Here is a 22,422-nt window from a genome sequence, read left to right as displayed (position 1 = left end):
GGGGTCGCTGGTTTCGAGACGCGTCCGCTGCGCGGTCGCTCCTCAACCAGCTCAACGGTCACGACCCTGCGACAATGGGGGATGAGCATCTCCAGCCCCGCGACCACCCTTCCGTTCAAGGTCGCCGACCTCGCGCTCGCCGAAGCGGGGCGTCACCAGATCCGCCTCGCCGAGAACGAGATGCCGGGCCTCATGGCACTCCGTGAGGAGTACGGTCCGACGCAGCCGCTCGCGGGGGCCCGCATCGCCGGCTCCCTGCACATGACGGTGCAGACCGCGGTGCTCATCGAGACCCTCGTTGCGCTGGGCGCCCAGGTGCGCTGGGCCAGCTGCAACATCTTCTCCACCCAGGATGAGGCGGCTGCCGCCGTCGTCGTGGGTGCCGCAGGCAGCGTCGAGAGCCCCGCGGGCGTGCCGGTGTTCGCCTGGAAGGGCGAGACGCTCGAAGAGTACTGGTGGGCGACCTCGCGCATCTTCGACTGGTCTGCCGAGGCCGCAGCCGCGGGCGCCGACTGGACCGGCCCGAACCTCATCCTCGACGACGGCGGTGACGCGACGCTTCTCGTGCACACCGGCCGCGAATACGAGCTCGCGGGTGCGGTGCCCGAGACGCCCGCGGATGCGAGCCACGAATGGAGCGTCGTGCTGGAGACCCTGCGCGCCTCGCTCGCACAGGATCCGCAGCGCTGGACGCGGATCGCCGCCGACATCCAGGGTGTGACCGAGGAGACCACGACCGGCGTGCACCGGCTCTACGAGCTGCACCGTGACGGCAAGCTGCTCTTCCCGGCCATCAACGTCAACGACTCGGTCACGAAGTCGAAGTTCGACAACAAGTACGGCATCCGGCACTCGCTGCCTGACGGCCTCAACCGCGCCACCGACATGCTCATGGGCGGCAAGGTCGCCTTCGTATGCGGCTACGGGGATGTCGGGAAGGGCTCGGCGGAAGCCCTGCGCGGGCAGGGGCGCGCGTGATCGTGTCGGAGGTCGACCCGATCAACGCGCTGCAGGCCGCGATGGACGGCTTCCAGGTGGCCAAGCTCGACAGCGTCATCGGCGAGGTCGACTTCGTGATCACCACGACCGGCAACAAGGACGTCGTGACGCTCGACCACATCCTGAACATGAAGCACCTCGCGGTGGTCGCGAACGTGGGTCACTTCGACAACGAGATCGACATGGCCGGCCTCGAGTCGCTGCCCGGTGCCGAGCGCGTCGAGATCAAGCCGCAGGTGCACGAGTGGCGGCTGCCCAACGGGCGCAGCGTGCTCGTGCTCTCCGAGGGGCGCCTCATGAATCTCGGCAATGCCACCGGGCACCCGAGCTTCGTCATGAGCAACTCGTTCAGCAACCAGGTGCTCGCCCAGCTCGAGCTGTGGGTGAACCGCGACGCGTACGAGACCCGCGTGTACGTGCTGCCGAAGGTGCTCGACGAGAAGGTCGCCCGGCTGCACCTCGCCGCCCTCGGCGTGGAGCTCACCGAGTTGACGCCCGAGCAGGCCGCCTACATCGGCGTGCCGGTCGAGGGGCCGTACAAGGTCGACCACTACCGCTACTGAACCCCGTTTTGCTCGCGGCCCGGCGCGCCCTCTACGCTCGGCGGGACAGCCCGACGACGAAGGAGCCGCAGTGGCCGACGAACAGGTGACCTATACCCTCGATCCCGACGAGCAGGTGACGCGCTGGTACAACATCGTCGCCGACCTGCCGACGCCCCTCCGCCGCCCCTGCACCCGGCGACGCACGAGCCGGTGGGGCCCGAGGATCTGGCGCCGCTGTTCCCGATCGAGCTGATCATGCAGGAGGTCACCACCGAGCGCTACGTCGACATCCCCGAGCCCGTGCTCGAGGTGTACCGGCAGTACCGCTCCTCGCCGCTCATCCGCGCCCGCGCGTGGGAGAAGAAGCTCGGCACCCCCGCGCACATCTATGTGAAGTACGAGGGCGTCTCGCCGGCCGGCTCGCACAAGGTGAACACCGCGGTGCCGCAGGTGTACTACAACTCGCTGCACGGCATCCGGCGCCTCACCACCGAGACGGGGGCGGGGCAGTGGGGAACCGCTCTCGCCTATGCGAGCGCGCTGTTCGGTGTCGAGTGCGAGGTGTGGCAGGTGGGTGCCTCGTTCGACACCAAGCCGCAGCGCCGCACCCTTATCGAGGTGTTCGGCGGCACGGTGCACCGCTCACCGTCGCAACTCACGGAGTCGGGTAAGGCGTTCCCGGCAGATCACCCGGGTTCGCTCGGCATCGCGATCTCGGAGGCCGTCGAGGTCGCGGCCCAGGCCGACGACACCAAGTACGCGCTGGGCTCGGTGCTCAACCACGTGCTGCTGCACCAGACGGTGATCGGCGAGGAGGCCCTGTTGCAGCTCGCGAAGGCGGGCGAAGGCGCTCCGGATGTGGTGATCGGTTGCGCGGGCGGAGGCTCGAACTTCGCGGGGCTGAGCTTTCCCTTCCTGCGAGAGAACCTGGTCAACGGTGCCGGGACGCGCATCGTCGCCGTGGAGCCGGCCTCCTGTCCCACGATCACGCGGGGCGAGTACCGCTACGACTTCGGCGACACCGCCGGCATGACCCCGCTCATGAAGATGTACACGCTCGGCCATGACTTCGTTCCGAGCCCCATCCACGCGGGCGGCCTGCGCTACCACGGCATGGCGCCGCTCGTCTCGCACGCCGTGCACGAGGGGCTCATCGACGCCGTCGCGCTCGAGCAGCTCGAGTGCTTCGAGGTCGGCGTCGAATTCGCCCGCACGCAGGGCATCGTGCCGGCACCCGAGTCGGCCCACGCGCTCGCCCAGGCGCGGCGCGAGGCGCTGGAGGCGAAGGAGGCCGGTGACGAGCGGGTGATCGTCGTGGGACTCTCCGGCCACGGCCTGCTCGAACTCGGCGCGTACGAGTCCTACCTCGCGGGCCACCTCACCGACGACGCGCTCTCGGAGGACGCGCTCGCGGCATCCCTCGCCGGGGTTCCCGCGGTGTAAGGCAAGCGGCGGCGGTTTCGAGACGCGGCGCTCCTGCGGAGCGACGCTCCTCAACCACCTCGACTGTCGAGCTGGTTGAGGAGCGCATCGCGCAGCGATTCGCGTCTCGAAACCGTCGCTCCCATTCGGCGGGGCCCGATCAGCCGCGCAGCACGGGCGCGAGGCGGCCGAGGCGCTCCGCCTCGAGCTGCAGCGCCCGCGCCTCGCGGTCGCGGCGGGCCACCGTGACGCCCGCGAGGAACAGCTCCGGTTCCACGGCGGGCAGCGGCGACACGTAGCGCGACGCCTCGTGCGCGAGCTGCTGGGCGAGGTAGCCGCGCCGCAGCGGGTCGAAGTCGCGCGCCGAGGCGAGGAACGACGCGATGCGCCGCGCGAGCGGGTCCGGCATCCGCGCGACGTCGGCGACCTGTGCCCAGCCCATGAGCTCGAGCGGCATGCCGAAGATGGGCGTCGCCACCCGGGGAGCCCGCTCGTACTGCGCGTAGGTGCCGGCGAGGTGGTCGCCGAGGCGCTTCGAGCGGGGTGAGAGGATGCCGACGAGCGCCGCGAGGCCCCGAACGTCAGCAGGAACTCGAGCACGCCCACGAGCGCGCGGATGGCGGCGTGGCGGAAGCCCGCCGCGCCCCCGTCGTCGCGCACGATGCGCGCGCCCACCGCGAGGCGGCCGAGCGACTTGCCGCGCGTGAGCGTCTCGACCGTGCAGGGCACCACGACGAAGGCGAGCACGAGGCTCGAGATCAGAAAGACGGTGCCCCAGGCCGCCTCGAGCTGCAGCTGCCCGGCGGGGACGAAGAACGCCATGATGAGCACGACGAACGCGAGAACCGAGATCGCGACGTCGATGACCGCGCCCCCGCGCGCAAGGCGAAACTCGCGGGCCGCAGGTCGAGGGCGACGGCCTCGCCGGTCAGCAGCGCATCGTCGTCGGCGAGGGTGTCGACCCAGTCTGCGTCGGGATCCGCCGCCATGCGTATCATTCAAGCAGATGGACCTCGACGCCTACGCCGCCGCCCACGGTGCGGAGTGGGATCGGCTCGCCCAGTTGGCGCGCAACCGCCGCCCGACGGGGGCCGAGGCGGACGAGCTCATCGAGCGCTACCAGACCGGCGCATCGCAGCTCGCCACCATCCGCACGACCGTCGGCGGCTCTGCGCAGGGCGAGCACCTCTCGCTCGGACTGTGGCGGGCACGTCTGCTGTTCACGGGTGTTCGTCGCAACCCGCTGCAGGCGCTCACGATGTTCGCCGCGGTGCAGCTGCCGGCCGCGCTCTACCGCATCCGCTGGGTGACCCTGGCCGTGGCGCTCGTGACGGTCGCGATCGCGGCCGCCTACTTCGTGTGGCTGTCGACGGATGCGCGGGCCTTCGCCGCGCTCGGGGTGCCGTCGGACCTGGAGCAGTACGCGAAGGAGGACTTCGTGGGCTATTACTCGGAGTACTCGGAGGCGGGATTCGCCGCGCAGGTGTGGACCAACAACGCGTGGATCGCGGCGCAGTGCGTGATGTTCGGCATCCTGGGGCTCTGGGTGCCGTATGTCGTGTTCCAGAACGCCCAGGGGCTCGGCATCTCGGCGGCGGTCATGAACCACTTCGACCGACTCGACCAGTTCTTCCTCTACATCGCTCCACACGGTCAGCTCGAGCTGTACGCGATCTTCCTCGCGGCGGCCGCGGGCCTCATGATCTTCTGGTCGTGGATCGCGCCGGGCGCCCGCACCCGCGCGCAGGCGCTCGCACAGGACGGGCGCGCGTTCTTCACGATCGTGATCGGCATGGTCGTGGCCCTGCTGGTGTCGGGCATCATCGAGGGATTCGTCACCCGGCAGGACTGGCCGTGGCCCCTCAAGATCGGCATCGGCACGATCGCGCTCGCAGCCTTCGTGGTGTACCAGTGGGTGGTCGGCCGACGTGCGGTGCGGGCGGGCGAGACGGGCGATCTCGAGGAGTTCGAGAGCGGCGCACGTCGCATCGTCTCCGTCTAGCACCGGCACGCCGCACGTGCGGTCGCACATGACAGAGCTCTCATGATGCACACCGCCCGCTCTCATGCTGGCGGGTGAGGCTGGATGGCGAAGACGAGAGGAGGCTTCGCATGAAGCGCACAGGAATCTTCGCAGCGGCAGTCGCGGGCGCCGTCGGCGCGACCGCACTCGTCGGAGGCGTGGGGTACACCCTCGCGCAGGAGGTCGCCGAACAGAACGGCGCGCCCCTCGACCTCGGCCCCGTGGCGACCGTCGAGCCGGGCCAGCAGCACTTGTCGACGTCGATGGGGAGCGGCACGACCACCGATACAACCCCCGATGCCGCCCCAGACGACACAGCCACCGACGGCACGGCGGGCGACGGCACCGGAACGGATGCCGGTTCCCCGGCCGCGGGAGGCGCGGCTCCGGTGGCTCCCGCACCGCCGGTCGCGATCGACCCGGGCAAGAAGGGCGACCACCCCGAGCATCCGTGGCGCGGCGATCCGCGCGGCGACCGCGGGCACGACGACGCCCGGCACCACGACCCGCGCGGTGACCAGGGCGGATGGAGCCCCGACCCCGGTCGCGGCGGAGGTGGCGGTGGCGGTGCCGAGGAGCCTCGACGCGGCGGTGGCGGTGGTCACCACGACGGCGGAGCTCGCCAGGGCGGCGGACACCACGGCGGCGGAGGCGGCCACGGCGGCCACCACTGACGCCGATCAGTCGGGGTCGCCGATGAACCGGTAGCCCATGCCGCGCACCGTCTCCAGGTGCGCGGCACCGATCTTGCGGCGCAGATAGCGCACGTACACGTCCACCACGTTCGAACCCGGGTCGAAGTCGAGCCCCCACACCCGGCTCAGCAACTGCTCGCGGCTCAGCACCTGCTCCGCGTTGCGCATGAACTCCTCGGCGAGGGCGTATTCGCGCGCCGACAGGTCGAAGATGCCGGCATCCGAGGCGATGCGGCGCGTGCGCAGGTCGAGGCGCACGCGGCCGCAATCCAGCGACGCGCTCGGCGTGCTGAGCGCTCGAGCATCGTCGAGCCGCACGCGCACCCGCGCCAGCAACTCGTCGAAACGGAAGGGCTTGGAGACGTAGTCGTTGGCACCGCCCTCGAAGCCCGCGACCGTGTCGGATGCCGAATCGTGCGCCGTGAGGATGATCACCGGGATCGGGTTGGCCCGTTCGCGCAGCCGCCGCAACACCTCGAGACCGTCGAGCCCCGGAAGGCCGAGGTCGAGCAGCAGCAGATCGAAGGCACCGGCGCGGGCGAGCTCGAGCGCCACGACCCCGTCGGTCGCGGTCGCGACTTCGTATCCCGCCGCCTTGAGGCCCTTCTCGACGAACGACGCGATCCGCGTCTCGTCCTCAGCTACCAGAATGCGTGGCATCCGCTTCCCCTCCCCGTCGAACGGCAGCGCGATCACGACGCGCGCTCCCGCCTCCTCCGTATTGTGTGCATACGCCCGGCCCCCGTGCCCTGCGGCGATCGCGGCCACGATCGACAGACCGAGACCCGACCCCGCGACGCCCCGCCCCACCTCGGCGCGCGAGAACCTGCCGAAGATCCAGTCGAGCTTCTCGGGCGGGATGCCGGGGCCGTGATCGCGCACCCACAGTTCCAGCACCTCGCCGTGCGCCGAGTCGGCGAGCCCACTGCCGAGCTCGATCGGCGTGCCGGTCGGGGCGTACTTCACCGCGTTCTCGGCGAGTTGCAGCCAGGCCTGCGTGATGCGCGTCGCATCGAGCGGCGCGACGACCCGCGGGGCGGACTCCATCCGCCACTCGTGCTCGGCGCTCAGGGCGCGCGCCTTGGCGAACACCTGCTCGGTGAACTCCGCGACGTCGACGGGGGCTAGCTGCAGGAAGTCGGGGCGGCTCGTCTTGACGAGCAGGGCGATGTCGTCGACGAGTACGTTCATGCGGTCGAGCTCGTCGATCGCGAGCTCGCGTGTGTTCGCGACGTCGCTCGGATCGTCGGCGTCGAGCAGCTCCAGGTGGCCGCGCACGATCGTGATGGGCGTGCGCAGCTCGTGGCTCACGTCGTCGAGCAGGCGGCGCTGGGTGTCGAAGGAGCGCTGCAGGCGATCGAGCATGCCGTTGAAGGCGTGCGAGAGATCCGACACCTCGTCGCTGCCGCGGGCATCGATCCGCGTGGTCAGATCGTCTTCGCCGATGCCCGCGGCGGTGCGGCGCAGCGACCGGAGGGGCGCAGGATGCGGCCCGAGACGAACCAGCCCACGAGCCCGACGATCACGAGGGCGCCCGCGGCGACGAGCCAGTACGTGCGGAACGCCTCGGTGATCTCGGCGAGGGCGGCGTCGAGATCGTAGGCCGAAACGTAGAGGCCCGCGGCCGGGTCGCCCGGGATCTGCACCGGGATGATGGCGTACCGCAGCGCCCCGAAGTCGGTGGCCGCGGTGCCCCGGATGACGTGATCCGGATCGGCTTCGTCGAGCACTCGGGCGATGAAGGCCGGATCGTCGTCGAGGCGGAAGCTGATGCCGCTCGAGGGGCGGAGCCGCGGACTCCGGTCGATGATCCCGAGAGTCGACTCGTTATGATCCGGCAGCACCCGCGTCATCGCCTGGCCGAGGAAGTCGAGCACCGAGACCGGCTGGTCGTTGCCGTCGCAGCCGTCGGCGATGCACTGCAGCCCCTCGACGGTCGACGCGAGGCGGTCGTCGATCTGGGCCAGCACGCGCTCGCGCTGGATGAGGTAGGCGCTGACTCCTGCCGCCGTCATGCCGATCGCGGCCACCAGCAGCATCGACGCGAGGATGCGCACCCGCGCAGAGCGCAGGGCTTCCTCCACCGAGACGCCACCCCACGATTATCGGGGGTGGCGTCTCGACAGACCCTGAGCATCCCGTGGGAATGCCGGGAGGTCAGCCCTTCGGGCCGCCGAACAGCGGGCGGTAGATGACGCCCGCGATGAGGCCGCCCACGAGCGGTGCCACGAGGAACACCCACAGCTGAGCGAGGGCGTCGGGACCGCCGAGCACGGCGGTCGCGATCGAACGCGCCGGGTTCACGGAGGAGTTGCTGATCGGGATCATCACGAGGTGCACGAGTGTGAGTGCGAGGCCGATCGCGAGCGGCGCGAAGCCCGCCGTCGTCGAGCCCGCCGCGGTCACGGCGAGGATGATGAGCACGAACAGCATCGTGGCGACGATCTCGGCCACGATGACCGAGCCCATGCCGAAGCCGAGCGGCGAGTGCTCGCCGAATCCGTTCGACACGGCACCGAAGTCGAGGTCCTTGCCGCTCATGACGCCGACCAGCCCGAAGGTCAGGGTGGCGAGCACGCCGCCCACGATCTGCGCGATCCAGTACGGCAGCAGGTCGGCCCAGCGCGAGCGGCCCGCGGCAGCGGCACCGATCGTGACGGCCGGGTTGAAGTGGCCGCCCGAGATCGAGCCGACCGCGTAGGCGCCCGTGAGCACCGCGAGGCCGACGGCGAGGGCGACGGGGAGCGCCCCGCCGTTGTCAGGGGTGGAGAAGAACAGCGCGGCGCCGATCACGCCGAAGACGAGCAGATAGGTGCCGAACGCCTCAGCGATGAGGCGGCGGGTGAGTGAGGCGGGGACGGCGGTTTCGGTGTCGGCCATGCGTCCATTCCTTTCGGTGGCGGTCAGACCCCTCCAGGCTAGTCGCGAGGCGAGGTCAGGGGGCCGAGGAACGCCGGATGCTGCGCGGCCCGCGCAGACACGTCGTCCGGTGCAGACTGGAGTCATGATCTCGACCCGCCTCGCCCGTGCCCTGCGCGAGGCCGGCCTCGTCTGGACACCGGTGTCGGGCGACGCCTTCCAGCTCGTGGGTGGCGAGTTCGAGGGTGACGTCTTCACGGTGAGCGACATGACGATCGAGGCCCATCACTACCCGACCGGATCGGTGCTGGGCTTCAACGGCACGACCGAGTGGGCGCTCGACTCGGTCGCTCTCGACGACGCGCTCTGGATGCCGCGCGAGGAGCAGCTTCGGGAGTTGCTGCACGGCACCTTCCGCAGCCTCGAGCGCGTGCCGCAGGGAGCCGGCGCCAGCTATCGCGTCACGACCGAGCGGGCCGGGGTCGTGTACGTGTTCGAGGCCGACGACCCCACCGAGGCCTACGGCGAGGCGTTGCTCGCGCTCATCCGTTCGGCGGCCTGATAGGGCCGCCTAGTCGACGGTCGCCTCGCCCGCGACCGCGGCGCGGCTGTTCGCCGGAAGCTCCACCGCATCCGCTTCGACGGTTTCGCGCTGGGTGAGGTAGAGCGCCGAGATCCTGCGGTACGAGCGGGTGAGGAATGCGCCCGCCGCTGCGAGCACCATGACGAGCCCGCCCACCAGGAAGACGAGCGCGATCCCGCGCGCTTCACCCTCGCCGAGTAGCCATCCGAAGTCGCCGCGCCCCGCGGCCGAGTCCATGTAGGGGATGATCACGAACTCCGCGATGGGGGCGATGAGGAACGCCGTCACGGGGGCCGCCGCCGACTCGAAAGCCGCCGCGAACCCGAACACGCGCCCCTGGGTCTCGAACGGTACGACCTTCTGCACGACCGTCTGCTCGGACGCCTCGATCGCGGGAACGAGGGCCATGTACAGCCAGATCCCGCCCGCGTAGAGCCACCACCACTCGCGGATCGTGAAGAACGCGCCGATGAGCCCCATGATCATGACGAGCAGCAGCATCGTGCGGATCGGGTTGCGACCGAGCCCGAAGCGGGCCACGACCATACCGCCGATGATGAAGCCGGTCGAGGTCACGCCGAGCACGACCCCCACCACTCGACCGCGAACAGCTCGAGACCGTAGGGGTCCATGAGAGCCATGTAGAGACCGCCGACGAGGTTGTTGAACGTCGAGAAGATGATGAGGGCGAAGAGACCGGTCGCGGCGCGCACGGCCGCGATGCTGCCGCGCAGGTCGAGCAGGCCGGTGCGGTTCGGGTCGCGCGCGGGCTCGTTCTCGGGGATGCGCAGGAACAGCAGGTGCACGAGCGCGCCCGCGGTGAGCACGAGCGAGATCGCGAGTGTCCAGCCCATGCCGAGCAGCCCCACCGAGAGGCCGCTGAAGACGCTCGTGACCGTGAAGGCCAAGCCCTGCACGGTGCCGACGAGCCCGTTCGCGTTGGCGTGACGCTCCTCGGGCACGAGCAGAGTGACGGTCGTCGAGAGTGCGATGTTGCGCATGTTCTCGACCACGGCGCCGATGAGGATGATCGCCGTGAAGAACCAGAACGCGGGCCCCCGGATGTCGACGAGCTGGCGCTCCGGGTAGAGCAGGTAGAGCCCGCCCGCGATGCCGAAGGCCACGAGGGTCACGACGCCCGCGAACACCATCACACGCTGCTTGCGGTGCCGGTCGACGATTGTGCCGAAGGTCATCGAGAAGAGCGCGACGAGCAGCATGTAGGCGCCGCCGATGACGCCGGTCGCGAGCACCGAGCGGGTCTCGAGGTAGACCCAGAAGGTCAGGGCGAACCAGAGGTAGCTCGTGGTGACGTTGGCGACGCCGGTGTTGACGAGCACCTGGGTGAAGGTCCGCATCGGCTCAGGATATGTGAACAGTGTCCACATCTGCCAGAGCCGATGCGGAATCCGTCACTCCGAACCGCTCGGTGCGGCGGGCGCGGTCGCGGCGGCAGGCGCGGATGCGGTGAGCGGCGTCACGGACGACCGTCCGGCCCGGCGCACCAGCAGCACGACCACGGTGAGCACCGCCCCCAGCACCACGAGCCACGGCAGGCCCACCCCGAGGGCGACCGCGACACCGCCCCAGAAGGCGACGAAGCCGTTCCAGCCCACGACGAGCCCCTCCCAGAAGTTGTCGGGGCCATCCGGCGGCGGGGCGAGGGCGACCGAGCGCAGCTGGAGGGTGATGGTCGACATCGCCACCTTGTCGTCGAGGGCGCGCTGCTGCGCCTCGAGCGACTCGAGCTCGTTCTGCCGCTCGGCGATCGCCTGCTCGAGCTGGATCAGATCCGCCGTGGTGTCGGCATCCGCGAGCCACGAGGTGTAGCGCGCGATCGACGCGCGCAGGGTCGTGATGCGGGTGTCGAGGTCACGCTGCTGGGTGCCGACGTCGACCGAGGAGAAGTCGGTCTCTTCGACGGTGCCGAGCTCCTTGAGCTGGTCGCGCACGTCTTCGACGGCGTCTGCCGGCACGCGGAGGGTGAGGGTCGCGCTGCCTGCGTCGCCGTCGCGCGGTGCGTACTCGGTGCGCGCGTCGACGCGCCCACCGGCCGCACGGGCGATCGCGGTGGCCTTCTCGGACGCCGCGATCGGGTCGTCGGCGGTGATCGTGACGGTGCCGGTGATGACGAGCGCCTGGTCGGCGGCGGCCGCGTTCTGCTCGCCGTCGCTCGCGGTGTCGGCGGCGTCGACCGCGAGCGGAGCCCGCTCGGCGGTCGACCCGCCGTCGGACGCACCGCTGTAGTCGGCCCCCGCCGAGCATCCGCTGAGGACGATCCCCGCCGCGAGCACCGCGGCGAGGGCTGCTGTGGTTCGGGAGATGTGCCTCATGCTCGTCACGCTAGGGGCGGGCTGACGCGAGCACCACCCAACTTTCATCACGATTCGATCGTCCCGCGGTCACGATTCCGTCACGGCGTGCGCACTATGGCGCGCCTCGACGCATGTCAACCCCGTGTCGCGCGACCCGCATCCGGGGTGGGATGAACGCAACGGCCTGAAGGAGGACGACATGGGATTCCTGGATGACGCGAAGGACGCCGCCGAAGCCACCGGCAAGAAGGTCGGCGAGTGGGCGGACGACACGAAGGAGCGCGTGAGCGACAAGGTCGACGAGGTGCAGGCCGACGCCGAGGTCAAGAAGGCGGAAGCTGACCGCGACCGCGTGCACGCCAAGAACGACTACAAGGAGAAGCTGCGCGAGGACTGAACCCGCGCCGCTGGCCACCCCATGCCCGCTAGCCTCGGGGCATGGGGTGGAATCCGTTCCGACGCGCGCCTCTGCTGCACGTCGCGAACGACGTCGGGTCGGGCCCCGTCGTGGTGTTCATCCACGGGATCGCGTCGAGTTCGATCACCTGGACGAACGTGATCCCGCTGCTGGCTCCCGGCCACCGCTGCATCACGATCGACCTGCTCGGGTTCGGCGGCTCGCCCGCGCCCCTCGATGCGCAGTACACGCTGCCGGAGCACGTCGCGGCTCTCGCCCGCACCATCCGCTCACTCCGATTGCGGGAGCCGTTCGTGCTCGTGGGGCACTCGATGGGCGGGCTCATCGCGCCCCGCTACGCGGCACGGCACCCCGGCGGGTGCGGGGGCTCGTGCTCGTGAGCCCCCGATCTACACCGCCCCGAGCGCGCTGTCGGAGGAGCGGGATCGCGTGGTGCAGCAGTTCTACCTGCGCGCGTATCGATGGCTGCGCGAGAACCGCGAGTTCACCATCCGAAACGGCGGCATCATCGGCGACATGCTCGCGATCCCGCGTGCGATGGACATCAACGAGCGCACCTGGGAGCCGTTCGTGAAGTCGCTCGAGCACACGATCGAGTCGCAGACCACGATCAGCGACCTGGCTGCCGTGCGGGTTCCGGTGGAGATCGTCTACGGCGACCTCGACGAGTTCAGCTCGCCCGGAGGCATGCGGATCGCGTCGCGACTGCGCGGGGTGACCGTCACGCGGGTGCGCGGCGCCACGCACCTGATCGGCAAGCGGCTCGCGCGCGCCGTCGCCCGCGCCGTCGACGACGTGGAGTCGTGACGCTGGTTTCGAGACGCGCCTGCGGCGCTCCTCAACCAGCTGACAATGTCGCTGGTTGAGGAGCCGCGCAGCGACCCCCACCGCTGGTTGAGGAGCCGCGCAGCGACCCCCACCGCTGGTTGAGGAGCCGCGCAGCGGCCCCACCGCTGGTTGAGGAGCCGCGCAGCGGCGTCTCGAAACCAGCACCGCGGTGACGTCGGTTTCGAGACGCGCCTGCGGCGCTCCTCAACCGCCTCAAGTCTTCTAGGCTCGACTCATGCAGCATCGCACCCTGGGCCGCACCGGCCGCGACGTCTCAGTGATCGGACTCGGAACCTGGCAGCTCGGCGCCGACTGGGGCCAGGTGAGCGAAGCCGACGCGCGGGCCGTGCTGGATGCCAGCCGGGATGCGGGGGTCACCTTCTTCGACACCGCCGACGTGTACGGCGACGGGCGCAGCGAGAGTCTCATCGGCGGCTGGCTGCGCGACAACCCGGATGCCGGCGTCACCGTGGCCACCAAGATGGGCCGGCGCATGGACCAGCTGCCCGAGAACTACGTCATGTCCAACTTCCGGGCGTGGACCGACCGCAGCCGTCGCAATCTCGGGGTCGACACGCTCGACCTCGTGCAGCTGCACTGCCCGCCGACCACCGTGTACGCGAGCGACGAAACGTTCGATGCGCTCGACGCCCTCGTGGCCGACGGCGCCATCGCCAACTACGGCGTGAGCGTCGAGACCGTCGACCAGGCCCTCACCGCGATCGCGCGCCCGAACGTCGCGACGGTGCAGATCATCCTCAACGCCTTCCGGCTGAAGCCTCTCGACGCCGTGCTTCCCGCGGCTCAGGAAGCCGGGGTCGGCATCATCGCGCGGGTGCCGCTCGCGAGCGGTCTGCTCTCAGGGCGCTACACGCACGACACGGCCTTCGCATCCGACGACCACCGCAGCTTCAACCGGCACGGCGAGGCGTTCGATCAGGGCGAGACGTTCTCGGGCGTCGACTACGACGAGGGCGTCGAGGCCGCGCGGGAGTTCTCCGCGCTCGCCGCGGATGCCGGGCTCACTCCCGCCGTCGCGGCGCTCGCCTGGGTCGCGCAGCTGCCCGGCGTGTCGACCGTGATCCCGGGTGCGCGCAACGTCGCGCAAGCCGAGTCGAACGCGGCCGCGGGTTCGGTGCCCGACCTCGGCGAGCCGTTCACCGCATCCGTGCGCGAGCTCTACGACCGCCGCTTCCGCGCGGCGATCCACTCCCGCTGGTGACCTGGCGCAGCTGGAGCCGTGACCCAGCGGCGGGGGAAACGCCTCCCGCCACGCGGTCGTTTCTCCCGCTGCGCCACGTTCTGGGCGCGGGCTCAACTCGGGGGTAGAGCCACCGGCTCCGTGTCGGCGAGCGGGCTCGCGTCGCGCCCCCGCAGGTCGGGGTGCGCCCTGCGGAAGACGACGGGCACGAGCACCCCGAGCAGCGCGATCCCGGCGGCGGCGATGAAACCGCCGACCGATCCGTAGCCGTCGATGAGGAAGCCCGCCGCGGCAGATCCGAGCGCCGCGCCCACGAGCTGACCGGTGCCGACCCATCCGTAGGCCTCGGCGGTGTCGGAGAACTTGACGCTCGCCGACACGATCGAGAACATCACGGCGAGGGCGGGCGCGATGCCGAGGCCTGAGATCACGAGCGCGCCCGAGATCGTCCAGAAGTCGAAGGCGAACATCGCGAGGGCGGCGCCGACGAAGACGAACGTCATGCGCCGGGCGAGCGCCCAGGGGCCGATGGGGATGTTGCCGAAGCCGAGACCGCCGGCAAGCGAGGCGACTGCCCAGATCGCGAGGACGATGCCCGACTCGGCCCCCTCTTCGCCGAACGTCGCGACGACGGATGCCTCGATCGCGGCGCACGCGCCGACGAGCAGGAAGCCCACGACGGTCGCGAGCAGTACGGGCGGGCGGGCGAGCACGACGCCGAGGCGGCGCTTGCTGCGCGGGATGCGCACCCGGCCGAGCTCGGGGAGGAGATGAACCACGCGCCGCCGACCACGAGGAACAGCACCGACATGAAGATGCCGATGACCGAGGAGACCTGCGTGGCGACGAAGGTCACGGCGACGGGCCCGGCGATCCAGATGATCTCCTGCGCCGAGGCGTCGAGCGAGAACAGCGGAGTGAGCTGACGCGAGTTCACCATCTTGGGGTAGATGGTGCGCACCGCGGGCTGCACGGGCGGGTAGCTGAGGCCCGCGATGAGGCCGACGAGCATGAACGCCCACAGCTCGAGCTGCGCGAGCGCGATCACCGAGAGCGCGGCGGCGCACACCACCGTGGTGAGGACGAGCACCGGCCGCATGCCCCAGCGCCCCATCCAGCGGCTCGTGACGGGTCCCGAGATCGCCTGGCCGACCGAGGTGGCGGCGAGCACGAGGCCCGCGGCGCCGTAGGAGTCGAAGATCTTCTCGATGTGGATGAGGAACCCGAGCGAGATCATGCCGCCTGGGAATCGCGCCACCAACTGCGCGGCGATGATCCGGGCCACCCCCGGGTTCGCAGCAGGTCGAGATACGCGTTCACAGCCTTCCGAGCCTAGTTGCTCGGGGCGACACTGAGGAGGCGCGCCGCCCCCAGGTGGTTGAGGAGCGCCGCGCGAAGCGCGACGCGTCTCGAAACCGCCGCCACCGCACATGCCCCTCGCACTGGGGGTATTCCACTCGGTCTTTGGGTGACGAAACCTCTAGACAGGGCGGTCTACCGGGTTCTACGTTCGCGGTGTCGCGATGCTGCGGCATTCCCTTTGTCGATGGGATCACCACCACATGTCTCTCGTCACCACCGCTGTGCGGTCGTCTGTTGCTGCTCTTGCTTCGTCCGTGCTGGTGGTAACGATGGTGACGCCATCGGCCGCCCAGCCGGTGGTGGTGCAGGCGGATCCGGATCTGAGCGTGGTGCTGGGGGCGCCGACCTCGACCCCCGCGAAGGCTCTGAAGCCGCAGTTGCCCGAAGGCGACTTCGCGGTCGAGGCTTCGCGGAATGTGGCGAGTCCGGTGGGGGCGTCGGCGCGGGTGGATCGGCCATTGGATCTGGCATCGCTGGATTTCGATGCACTGCCGGTGGTGGGGCGGGATGAGTTCTCCACGAGCTACCAGCTCGATGACGGGCTGAAGGTGGCGGTGATTTCGGACGCCCCGGCGAATGTGCGCTCGGGGGCGAGTGGGTTCCGGTTGACACGAAGCTGGAACGGAAAGTTGGCGGCTGGGAGGCGGTGGATCATCCGCTGTCGCCGGAGTTCGCGCAGCGTTCGGGTGGCGAGTTGGCGACGGTGACCGATGGGGAGGTGTCGCTGAGTTGGCGTCTGCTGGGTGCGGCGGATGTGCGCGGGTCGGTGGCGACGTATCGGGATGGCACGCAGCATCCGCTGTGGTTCCGGAACGTGCTGCCCGGTGTGGATCTCAACTATGCGGTCGAGCGGTCGGGTGTGAAGGAGTCGATGGTGCTGGCCGCGCCGCCGGAGACCGCACCGGAGTACCGGTGGCTGCTGTCGGCGCCGGGATTGACGGTCGAGTCAGACGAGGCCGGCGGATACCTGGTGCTGGACGCGGAGGGGTCGGTGCGGTTCACGATCTCACCGCCGGTGATGTGGGACGCCGCCGGAGTCGAGGGTGCGGGAGCCCGAGTTCACCTCGGTCGCGTCGAGCGTCACGCGCCGCGGCGAGGATTGGCTGCTGACGTTGCGGCCGGACTTTGCGTGGCTGACGGATGCGGGTCGGGTGTATCCGGTGACGATCGACCCGAACACCAATCTGGGTCCGAACGCGATGAAGTCATTCAAGTCGGACGGGGTGGTGCAGAACAACCTGATCTGGTTCGGCAACCCGTGGCAGGCTAACCATGCGATCTACTGGCGCGGGTTCGCCCGGTACCCGCTGAGCAGCGTCGCCGGCAAGTACGTGTATGACACGGCGATCGGGATGAGCTACACGACCGGCACCGCGACGTGTCTGCTCGGGTATGTCGGCTCGGGGTCGAGTAACCCGACCGGGGTCGGCTCGTACGGGTCGGATCGTTCACCGTTCACGATGTGCAACGGGGGTGCGTCGGCGTCGAGCAGCACCTACGACAGTCTGGATTCCACGATCGCAGCGTGGGTGCGGGCGGGGCAGTACAACAATTGGCTCGGGTTCCGTAGCGCCCACGAAGCCAACACCGGCTACAGCTACAAGGGCATGACGAACTACCTCGTGGTCGTCTATGCGTCCTACCCGTCGGTGACGGGAGTGACGGGCGCGTCGCCGACGAACGGGCAGACGGCCCCGCGCGCGGTGAAGGTGCAGGCCACCGGCACCGGCGACTCCGGCACCACGCTGACGTACCGGTACCAGTTCGAGAAGATCGGGCTGCCCGGCGACACGAGCACCAACGGGTCCGGCCCGTTCACCAACATCGCCTACGAGACGACCGAATGGGTGAACGCGGGCGAGTTCCAGGTGCCCTCGAACATGCTCGAACCGAACACCGCCTACCGGTACCGGGTGTGGGTCAAAGACAACCGCGACGGGCACCTCGGCAACAACACCCAGCGGTCCGCGACGAACGCGGCCTGGTATTTCACGACGAACAGCACCCCGGTGGTGGATCAGGGCACGGCTTCGCCGTCGGATGAGGAGGTCGTGACCACGGTCACGCCGACGTTCTCGGTGGGGTATGCGGCGGATCCGGATGACGCGGATCCGGTGCGATACAAGTTCGTGGTCGCCACCGGTAAGGACGGGCGGGACGGCACGGTGGCGACGTCTGGCTGGTTGACGCCGACGGACACGACACCGGGGGCGCCGGTGGAGTGGACCCCGGATCCGGCCCTGTTGCAGGACGGCGTGAACTACACCTGGCGGGTGTGGGCCGACGACGGCACCGACGAGGCCGAACAGGCCTGGACCGGGCACTTCACCGTGAACCTCAGGCTGGGCAGTTCCGGCCCGTCGCCATTCGACTCCGCAGGCGCCGCGAGCGTCAATCTTGCGAATGGGAACCTGGCGCTGAACTTCGCCTCCCCGACCGTGCAGACCCTCGGCGGCCCGATGGGCATGTCGTTCTCCTACAACTCCCAGGCCGACCCGACCGCGAACAATGGCCTGGTCGGGTCGTATTTCAACGCGCTGGATCAGGGGCAGACATCCACCACGAGCTTCAGCTTCACGGGGCGGGAGCCGGTGCTGGTGCGCACCGACCCCGTGGTGTCGTTGAACGTGCCCGAGAAGGTGTTCGATGCGGTGCCAGCGGATTACTGGCTGGCGAAGTGGGACGGGTTCGTCACCGTCCCCACAGCCGGCGCATACACCTTCGGGGTGGTGCGCAATGACGGGGCGAAGGTCGAGATAGACGGCACCACGGTGCTGAACAAGTGGAGCGCCACGACCGGTTCCATCACTACAACCGACTGGGGTAGCGCGGTGACCTTCGGCACGGATGCGAAGCCGATCACCGTCTCGTATTTCGACACCACCGGGGATGCGCGCCTCGAGCTGCGGGTTAAAGGCCCCGGCATCACCGACCCGGACGGCATCCCGGTTCCGGCGTCGTGGCTGACGAAGAAGGTGCAGTACCTGCCAGGTGGCTGGTCAACTTCGGGTCCGATCAACGGGGCTGGTGGGTTCTACACTCTGGCGAAGAAGACGAGCACGACGGTGGCGTTGACGGATGTCACCGGGTCGGTGCACACCTACACGAAGAAGTCCGACGGCGGTTACACCGCCCCGACCGGCGAATACGGTGTGCTCGCCCTGGACGGCGCCGGGCAGGTCACCCTCAACGACGGCGGCACGATCTACGTCTTCGACACCTCAGGCAAGGTCACCTCTGTGACGTCGCCGCAGGATGCGAAGAAACCCGCCACCCCGGTGATCACCTACCGGGTCAATGGGGCGCCGGATCGGATCTCCGACCCCGTCGCCGGGGACACGACCTCTCGGGTGGTGCAGTTCGTCTATGGCGGCGACACCGCCGGCTGCCCCACCGCATCCGAGTACACGGCGGCACCGACCGGGTTCCTGTGCCAAATCATCTACCCCGGCCACACCACCGAGGACGACACCACCCGCCTGTTCTACGACGAGAACGGGCAGCTCGTATCGATCATCGATCCCGGCGGCGAGCAGGTGGTGTTCCACTACACCGACGGGATCCTCGATCGTGTCTGGGACCCGCTGGTCAACGACTGGATCAAAGCCGACACCGACAACCGAAGCCACACCGACACCGACGCGACCGTCATCGGGTACACCGACGGGAAGGTCACCTCGGTCACCGCGCCCGCCCCCGACGGCACGAGCGAGTCGCTGCGGCCGAAGAAGACCTACACGTACGGGGCCGGCACCACCACGGTCGACATCGACGGCCTCGACCTGACCGACGCGCCGGCGGGGGCGCACGCCTCCACCGTCACCTACGACACAGCCTGGCGGGCCACCTCGACCACTTCGCCGCTGGGGTTGACCTCGCAGCAGGTGTGGTCGGATGACGACCTGCTGTTGTCCTCCACGGACGCATGGGGGCGGATGTCGACCACGATCTACGACTCCTTCACCGACCTACCGACCGACAACTACGGGCCTGCACCGGCATCCTGCTTCGATACGGACCGCACCCCGGCGAGCTCGTGCCCGATCGAGGTCGGCCACACCCAGACCCGATACGACGAGGGTCTCCAAGGGTTGGATGTGGCCTACTACGCCACGAACAACCTCTCCGGGGTACCGAAGGACTTCAGCCTCGGCCTCACCGGCGGCACCGGCACCCTCGCCTCCCGCAACTGGGGCACCGCCGCCCCGTACACCGGCATCCCGGCAGAGAACTTCTCGCTGCGGATGTCGGGGGTGCTCACCTTCCCGACCGCCGGCGACTACCAGTTCCGCACGATCTTCGACGACGGCGGGCGCCTCTACCTGAACGACGAGCTGCTGGTGTCAGACATGGTCGCCAACACCACCACCTCCACCTTGAACAGCTCGATCATCACCGGCATCGAAGCGGGTGAGCGCCGCAGCATCCGGGCAGAGTTCTTCTCGCTCACCGGCACCGCATCCCTCACCCTGCAATGGGCCATCAACGGCGGCACCTTCACCAACATCCCCGACACTGCGCTCACCCCGGGTTACAACCTCGCCACTTCCGCCACCGTCGACGACTCTGTGCCAGCCGTGTCGGGGCTGGCATCGAACCTCGTCACACCGCTGTCGACCTCCACCGGGTACGGCGCCAACCCGTGGCTGGGCATGGTCACCACCGCCACCGTCGACCCCGGCGGGTTGGGTCTGACCACCACCATCGGGTACGAGGCACCCTCGACCGCGGCGAACAATTGGCTGCGGCGCCTGACGCGTACCATGCCGTCGAGCGGCGGCGCGGTCACCACCTCCGACTACTACGCCGACACCGAACAACTCGGGACCGATGGTGGTGCCTTGATTTGCGATCTGCCTGCGACCACGCCCCAGTACGGATGGCTGAAGAGCATCACGGGCCCGACGCCGGCGAGTGGGTCGGCGGTGTCTACGCAGTACGCGTACGACATCCTCGGCCGCACGATCGGCACGAAGACCACGGGGGATCCCGCGTGGTCTTGCGTCACCTATGACATCCGCGGTCGGGTGGCCGAGACGGCCATCGCGAAGGGATCCGCCGATGAGCGCATCGTGACCCCGGACTACATGGTCGGCGGTAACCCGCTGGTCACCTCGGTCACCGACCCGGCTGGCACCATCACGACCACGGTCGATCTGCTGGGTCGTGTCGTCGCGTACGAGGATGTCTGGGGCACCGTCACCACTCCCAGCTACGAGGCGAAGACGGGGCGCGTGCTCTCCACGAGCACTACACCGCCCGGTGGTGCGGCGATCGTGCAGGCGTACACCTACGACGCCGACGGGAAGGTGCTGTCGGTGAAGGTGAACGGCACGCTATTCGCCGACCCGGTGTATGCGTCCGACCAGCTGCTGCAGTCGGTGGCCTACTCCAACGGCACCAGCCTTGCCTCGATCACCCGCGACCCGTACACGGGCGCCACCATCGGGATGCAGTGGGCGTTCGCGGATGCGTCGACGGTGTCGGATGCGGTGGTGCGGTCGCAGTCGGGCCGCATCATCCAGAACACCCTCACCGACACCGCCTCGGCAGGCCCGGACACCTCCACCTACCGCTTCGATGCGGCGGGGCGTCTGGTGCGGGCGGAGATCCCCCGGCATGTGCTCGAGTACGGATTCGGTGCGGGCGTGTGCGGAATGATCGGGTCGGCCGCGGGTGCCAACGGCAACCGCACCACCTTCTCTGACACCTTCGACGGCGGCACCCCGACCACGGTCGCGTACTGCTATGGCGACGCAGATCGTCTCACCGGGACCACGGTCACGGGTGCACCGGTCGACGCGTCCCCGGTGACGGCCGGCAATCTCACCACCACCGGCCCGGGCGCGACCCTCGCCTACGACACCCGTGGCAACACGACCGTGCTGGCGGATCAGCAGCTCGGCTATGACGTCACCAACCGGCACGTGTCGACCACGCTCTCCGACGGCACCGTGATCACCTATCTGCGGGATGCGACGAACCGGATCGTGGAGCGCAAGGTCACCAAACCCGGCGACCCGGACCGGGTGACCCGGTTCACCTATGCGGGTGGTGGGGATGGTGCCTTCGGCATCCTGAACGCCACGGGCGCGCTGGTGGAGGCGACGATCGGACTGCCCGGTGGTGCGACCGTGCGTGTCAACGCGGCCGGGGCTGCGCAGGACTGGGCCTACCCGAACCTGCACGGCGACGTCATCATCCAAGCCGATGCCACCGGCATCCGCATCGGCACCCGGGCCGTCTATGACCCGTTCGGGCAGCCCGTCGACCCGGCCACCGGGCAGATCGGCACCACCAGCGCGGATGATGCCGTCCCCGACACGGTCACGGATTCGGATGCCGACTACGCCTGGGTCGGCGGAGCACGCAAACTCTACGAACACCACGGGTCGATCGCCTCGATCGAGATGGGCGCCCGCGTCTTCGTCGCCGCCCTCGGCCGGTTCATGTCCATCGACCCCGTCGAAGGCGGCGTCACCAACGCGTACGACTATCCGAGTGACCCCATCAATAAGTTCGACCTCAGCGGGCAGAAACTGTGTACGCCGACTCGCGCCGCGTACGACAAGACGTGCGATGGAGTGCTAGGGCACGGGACTGTTCCTCCCCAACAGCCCGGCAACTCAAGGCCAGCTTCACAGCGCGCGCCGTCCGGTGTACCGTCACCGTCGCCGGGTCCGTCACCGGTGCCCGCAACCCTCGGAGCCCCTGCCGGGTCCCCGAGCCCCGCGAGCGGCTGGGATATCCTCGGGGACCGACTGGCCGAAGTGAGCTGGGCCAAAGTGGGCGGAGGTTGTTTGGTTGGAGGGGGACTCGGCGCGGCGACCGGTGCTGGTGCGGGAGCGCTAGCCGCGGGCGTCGGAGCGGCGCCTGGGGCGGGAATCGGCTTCGTTGTTGGGTGTTTCTTGGGCGGCGGCGCGGTACTCATGGACGAACTCCGGATGCCTACGCTCGGTCGAGCGATGGATCTCGTCGGCGTGGCATCAACCACGGCAGACGTATGGACGATAGCTCGGTACATGTTCTGAGGAGGAGCTTTGCTACCTGAAATAGCGTGTGAATGGACGATGGAAACGTCCGGCACCACGGAGCAGATTGCCGAGAGGTTGGCTAGCTGCCTCGTGCACGAGGCTCGCGCACGCCCACAGCAAGCCGAGGGGGACTGGGCG

19 protein-coding genes and 4 pseudogenes are annotated in these 22,422 nt (G+C 69.3%); 13 read left to right on the top strand and 10 right to left on the bottom strand.

The window, feature by feature from the left end:
• Positions 1-81: 81 nt before the first annotated feature.
• The 3 genes and pseudogenes from ahcY to QQK29_RS02445 all read left to right on the top strand — a co-directional run bounded on the left by ahcY (position 82) and on the right by QQK29_RS02445 (position 2,987).
• Positions 82-1,562 (top strand): annotated as a pseudogene (ahcY, locus tag QQK29_RS02455) (adenosylhomocysteinase).
• 70 nt (positions 1,563-1,632) lie between these two features.
• Positions 1,633-1,797 carry a hypothetical protein gene (locus QQK29_RS18380; protein WP_284297497.1) on the top strand — a complete coding sequence of 55 codons (165 nt, stop codon included), beginning with the start codon at positions 1,633-1,635 and terminating at the stop codon, positions 1,795-1,797.
• Positions 1,755-2,987 (top strand): TrpB-like pyridoxal phosphate-dependent enzyme, encoded by a 1,233-nt coding sequence (locus QQK29_RS02445; protein WP_284297495.1) that lies wholly within the window; start codon positions 1,755-1,757, stop codon positions 2,985-2,987. Before QQK29_RS18380 ends, QQK29_RS02445 begins: the two co-directional genes overlap by 43 nt.
• A gap of 139 nt (positions 2,988-3,126) precedes the next feature.
• On the opposite strand, the gene QQK29_RS17690 is transcribed toward QQK29_RS02445, so the two are convergent.
• From QQK29_RS17690 to QQK29_RS17680, 3 genes and pseudogenes are all read right to left on the bottom strand, one after another.
• Complete coding sequence (locus QQK29_RS17690; protein WP_348533781.1) at positions 3,127-3,444, bottom strand: hypothetical protein; 318 nt, start codon at positions 3,442-3,444, stop codon at positions 3,127-3,129.
• 170 nt (positions 3,445-3,614) lie between these two features.
• Positions 3,615-3,788 (bottom strand): annotated as a pseudogene (locus tag QQK29_RS17685) (RDD family protein); the annotation flags it as partial.
• Positions 3,725-3,955 carry a hypothetical protein gene (locus QQK29_RS17680; RefSeq protein ID WP_348533780.1) on the bottom strand — a complete coding sequence of 77 codons (231 nt, stop codon included), beginning with the start codon at positions 3,953-3,955 and terminating at the stop codon, positions 3,725-3,727. The pseudogene QQK29_RS17685 and the gene QQK29_RS17680, both read right to left, overlap by 64 nt.
• Positions 3,956-3,972: 17 nt before the next feature.
• Here QQK29_RS17680 and QQK29_RS02435 point away from each other — a divergent pair, with 17 nt between their 5' ends.
• Together QQK29_RS02435 and QQK29_RS02430 are read left to right on the top strand one after the other, a co-directional pair.
• Positions 3,973-4,968 (top strand): stage II sporulation protein M, encoded by a 996-nt coding sequence (locus QQK29_RS02435; RefSeq protein WP_284297494.1) that lies wholly within the window; start codon positions 3,973-3,975, stop codon positions 4,966-4,968.
• Between the two features lie 110 nt (positions 4,969-5,078).
• Positions 5,079-5,663 (top strand): hypothetical protein, encoded by a 585-nt coding sequence (locus QQK29_RS02430; RefSeq protein ID WP_284297493.1) that lies wholly within the window; start codon positions 5,079-5,081, stop codon positions 5,661-5,663.
• Positions 5,664-5,669: 6 nt separating this feature from the next.
• Here QQK29_RS02430 and QQK29_RS17675 read toward each other — a convergent pair whose 3' ends face one another.
• The 3 genes from QQK29_RS17675 to QQK29_RS02410 form a co-directional block, all read right to left on the bottom strand.
• Positions 5,670-7,079, bottom strand: a complete 1,410-nt coding sequence (locus tag QQK29_RS17675) for an ATP-binding response regulator (protein WP_348533779.1) — start codon at positions 7,077-7,079, stop codon at positions 5,670-5,672.
• Positions 7,080-7,111: 32 nt separating this feature from the next.
• Positions 7,112-7,768 carry a hypothetical protein gene (locus QQK29_RS02415; RefSeq protein WP_284297492.1) on the bottom strand — a complete coding sequence of 219 codons (657 nt, stop codon included), beginning with the start codon at positions 7,766-7,768 and terminating at the stop codon, positions 7,112-7,114.
• Positions 7,769-7,841: 73 nt separating this feature from the next.
• The gene (locus QQK29_RS02410; protein ID WP_284297491.1) at positions 7,842-8,564 is read right to left on the bottom strand and encodes an aquaporin; all 723 of its coding nucleotides are present in this window, start codon (positions 8,562-8,564) and stop codon (positions 7,842-7,844) included.
• Positions 8,565-8,688: 124 nt separating this feature from the next.
• Here QQK29_RS02410 and QQK29_RS02405 point away from each other — a divergent pair, with 124 nt between their 5' ends.
• Positions 8,689-9,105, top strand: a complete 417-nt coding sequence (locus QQK29_RS02405) for a pilus assembly protein CpaE (RefSeq protein ID WP_284297490.1) — start codon at positions 8,689-8,691, stop codon at positions 9,103-9,105.
• Positions 9,106-9,114: 9 nt separating this feature from the next.
• Here QQK29_RS02405 and QQK29_RS02400 read toward each other — a convergent pair.
• Together QQK29_RS02400 and QQK29_RS02395 are read right to left on the bottom strand one after the other, a co-directional pair.
• Positions 9,115-10,484 (bottom strand): annotated as a pseudogene (locus tag QQK29_RS02400) (MFS transporter).
• Positions 10,485-10,538: 54 nt separating this feature from the next.
• Complete coding sequence (locus tag QQK29_RS02395) at positions 10,539-11,459, bottom strand: DUF4349 domain-containing protein (RefSeq protein WP_284297489.1); 921 nt, start codon at positions 11,457-11,459, stop codon at positions 10,539-10,541.
• Between the two features lie 181 nt (positions 11,460-11,640).
• On the opposite strand from QQK29_RS02395, the gene QQK29_RS02390 reads away from it, so the two are divergent.
• The 4 genes from QQK29_RS02390 (at position 11,641) to QQK29_RS02375 (ending at position 13,909) form a co-directional block, all read left to right on the top strand.
• Positions 11,641-11,838: a hypothetical protein gene (locus QQK29_RS02390; protein WP_284297487.1), complete on the top strand. Its 198-nt coding sequence runs from the start codon at positions 11,641-11,643 to the stop codon at positions 11,836-11,838.
• A gap of 41 nt (positions 11,839-11,879) precedes the next feature.
• Entirely contained in the window at positions 11,880-12,239 is a 360-nt protein-coding gene (locus QQK29_RS02385) for an alpha/beta fold hydrolase (RefSeq protein WP_284297485.1), read from the top strand.
• Between the two features lie 49 nt (positions 12,240-12,288).
• Positions 12,289-12,666, top strand: a complete 378-nt coding sequence (locus QQK29_RS02380; RefSeq protein ID WP_284297483.1) for an alpha/beta fold hydrolase — start codon at positions 12,289-12,291, stop codon at positions 12,664-12,666.
• Between the two features lie 256 nt (positions 12,667-12,922).
• Positions 12,923-13,909 carry an aldo/keto reductase gene (locus QQK29_RS02375; RefSeq protein WP_284297482.1) on the top strand — a complete coding sequence of 329 codons (987 nt, stop codon included), beginning with the start codon at positions 12,923-12,925 and terminating at the stop codon, positions 13,907-13,909.
• 92 nt (positions 13,910-14,001) lie between these two features.
• Here QQK29_RS02375 and QQK29_RS17670 read toward each other — a convergent pair whose 3' ends face one another.
• Both QQK29_RS17670 and QQK29_RS17665 read right to left on the bottom strand, forming a co-directional pair.
• The gene (locus QQK29_RS17670; protein WP_348533778.1) at positions 14,002-14,565 is read right to left on the bottom strand and encodes an MFS transporter; all 564 of its coding nucleotides are present in this window, start codon (positions 14,563-14,565) and stop codon (positions 14,002-14,004) included.
• 62 nt (positions 14,566-14,627) lie between these two features.
• Positions 14,628-15,125: pseudogene (locus tag QQK29_RS17665) on the bottom strand (MFS transporter); the annotation flags it as partial.
• A gap of 325 nt (positions 15,126-15,450) precedes the next feature.
• Here QQK29_RS17665 and QQK29_RS02365 point away from each other — a divergent pair.
• The 3 genes from QQK29_RS02365 to QQK29_RS02355 are packed head-to-tail and all read left to right on the top strand — an operon-like array spanning position 15,451 to position 22,281.
• Entirely contained in the window at positions 15,451-15,957 is a 507-nt protein-coding gene (locus QQK29_RS02365) for a hypothetical protein (protein ID WP_284297480.1), read from the top strand.
• Positions 15,897-16,520 (top strand): hypothetical protein, encoded by a 624-nt coding sequence (locus tag QQK29_RS02360; RefSeq protein ID WP_284297477.1) that lies wholly within the window; start codon positions 15,897-15,899, stop codon positions 16,518-16,520. The genes QQK29_RS02365 and QQK29_RS02360 overlap by 61 nt, the downstream gene beginning before the upstream one ends.
• Positions 16,450-22,281, top strand: a complete 5,832-nt coding sequence (locus QQK29_RS02355) for a PA14 domain-containing protein (RefSeq protein WP_284297475.1) — start codon at positions 16,450-16,452, stop codon at positions 22,279-22,281. The genes QQK29_RS02360 and QQK29_RS02355 overlap by 71 nt, the downstream gene beginning before the upstream one ends.
• The last annotated feature ends 141 nt before the right edge of the window (positions 22,282-22,422 follow it).

Origin of the sequence: Homoserinibacter gongjuensis (assembly GCF_030161875.1) — a bacterium.
Classification (GTDB): Bacteria; Actinomycetota; Actinomycetes; order Actinomycetales; family Microbacteriaceae; genus Homoserinibacter; species Homoserinibacter gongjuensis.
Note: the sequence above shows the minus strand (reverse complement) of the source record. Positions and strands in the feature narration are given on the sequence as shown.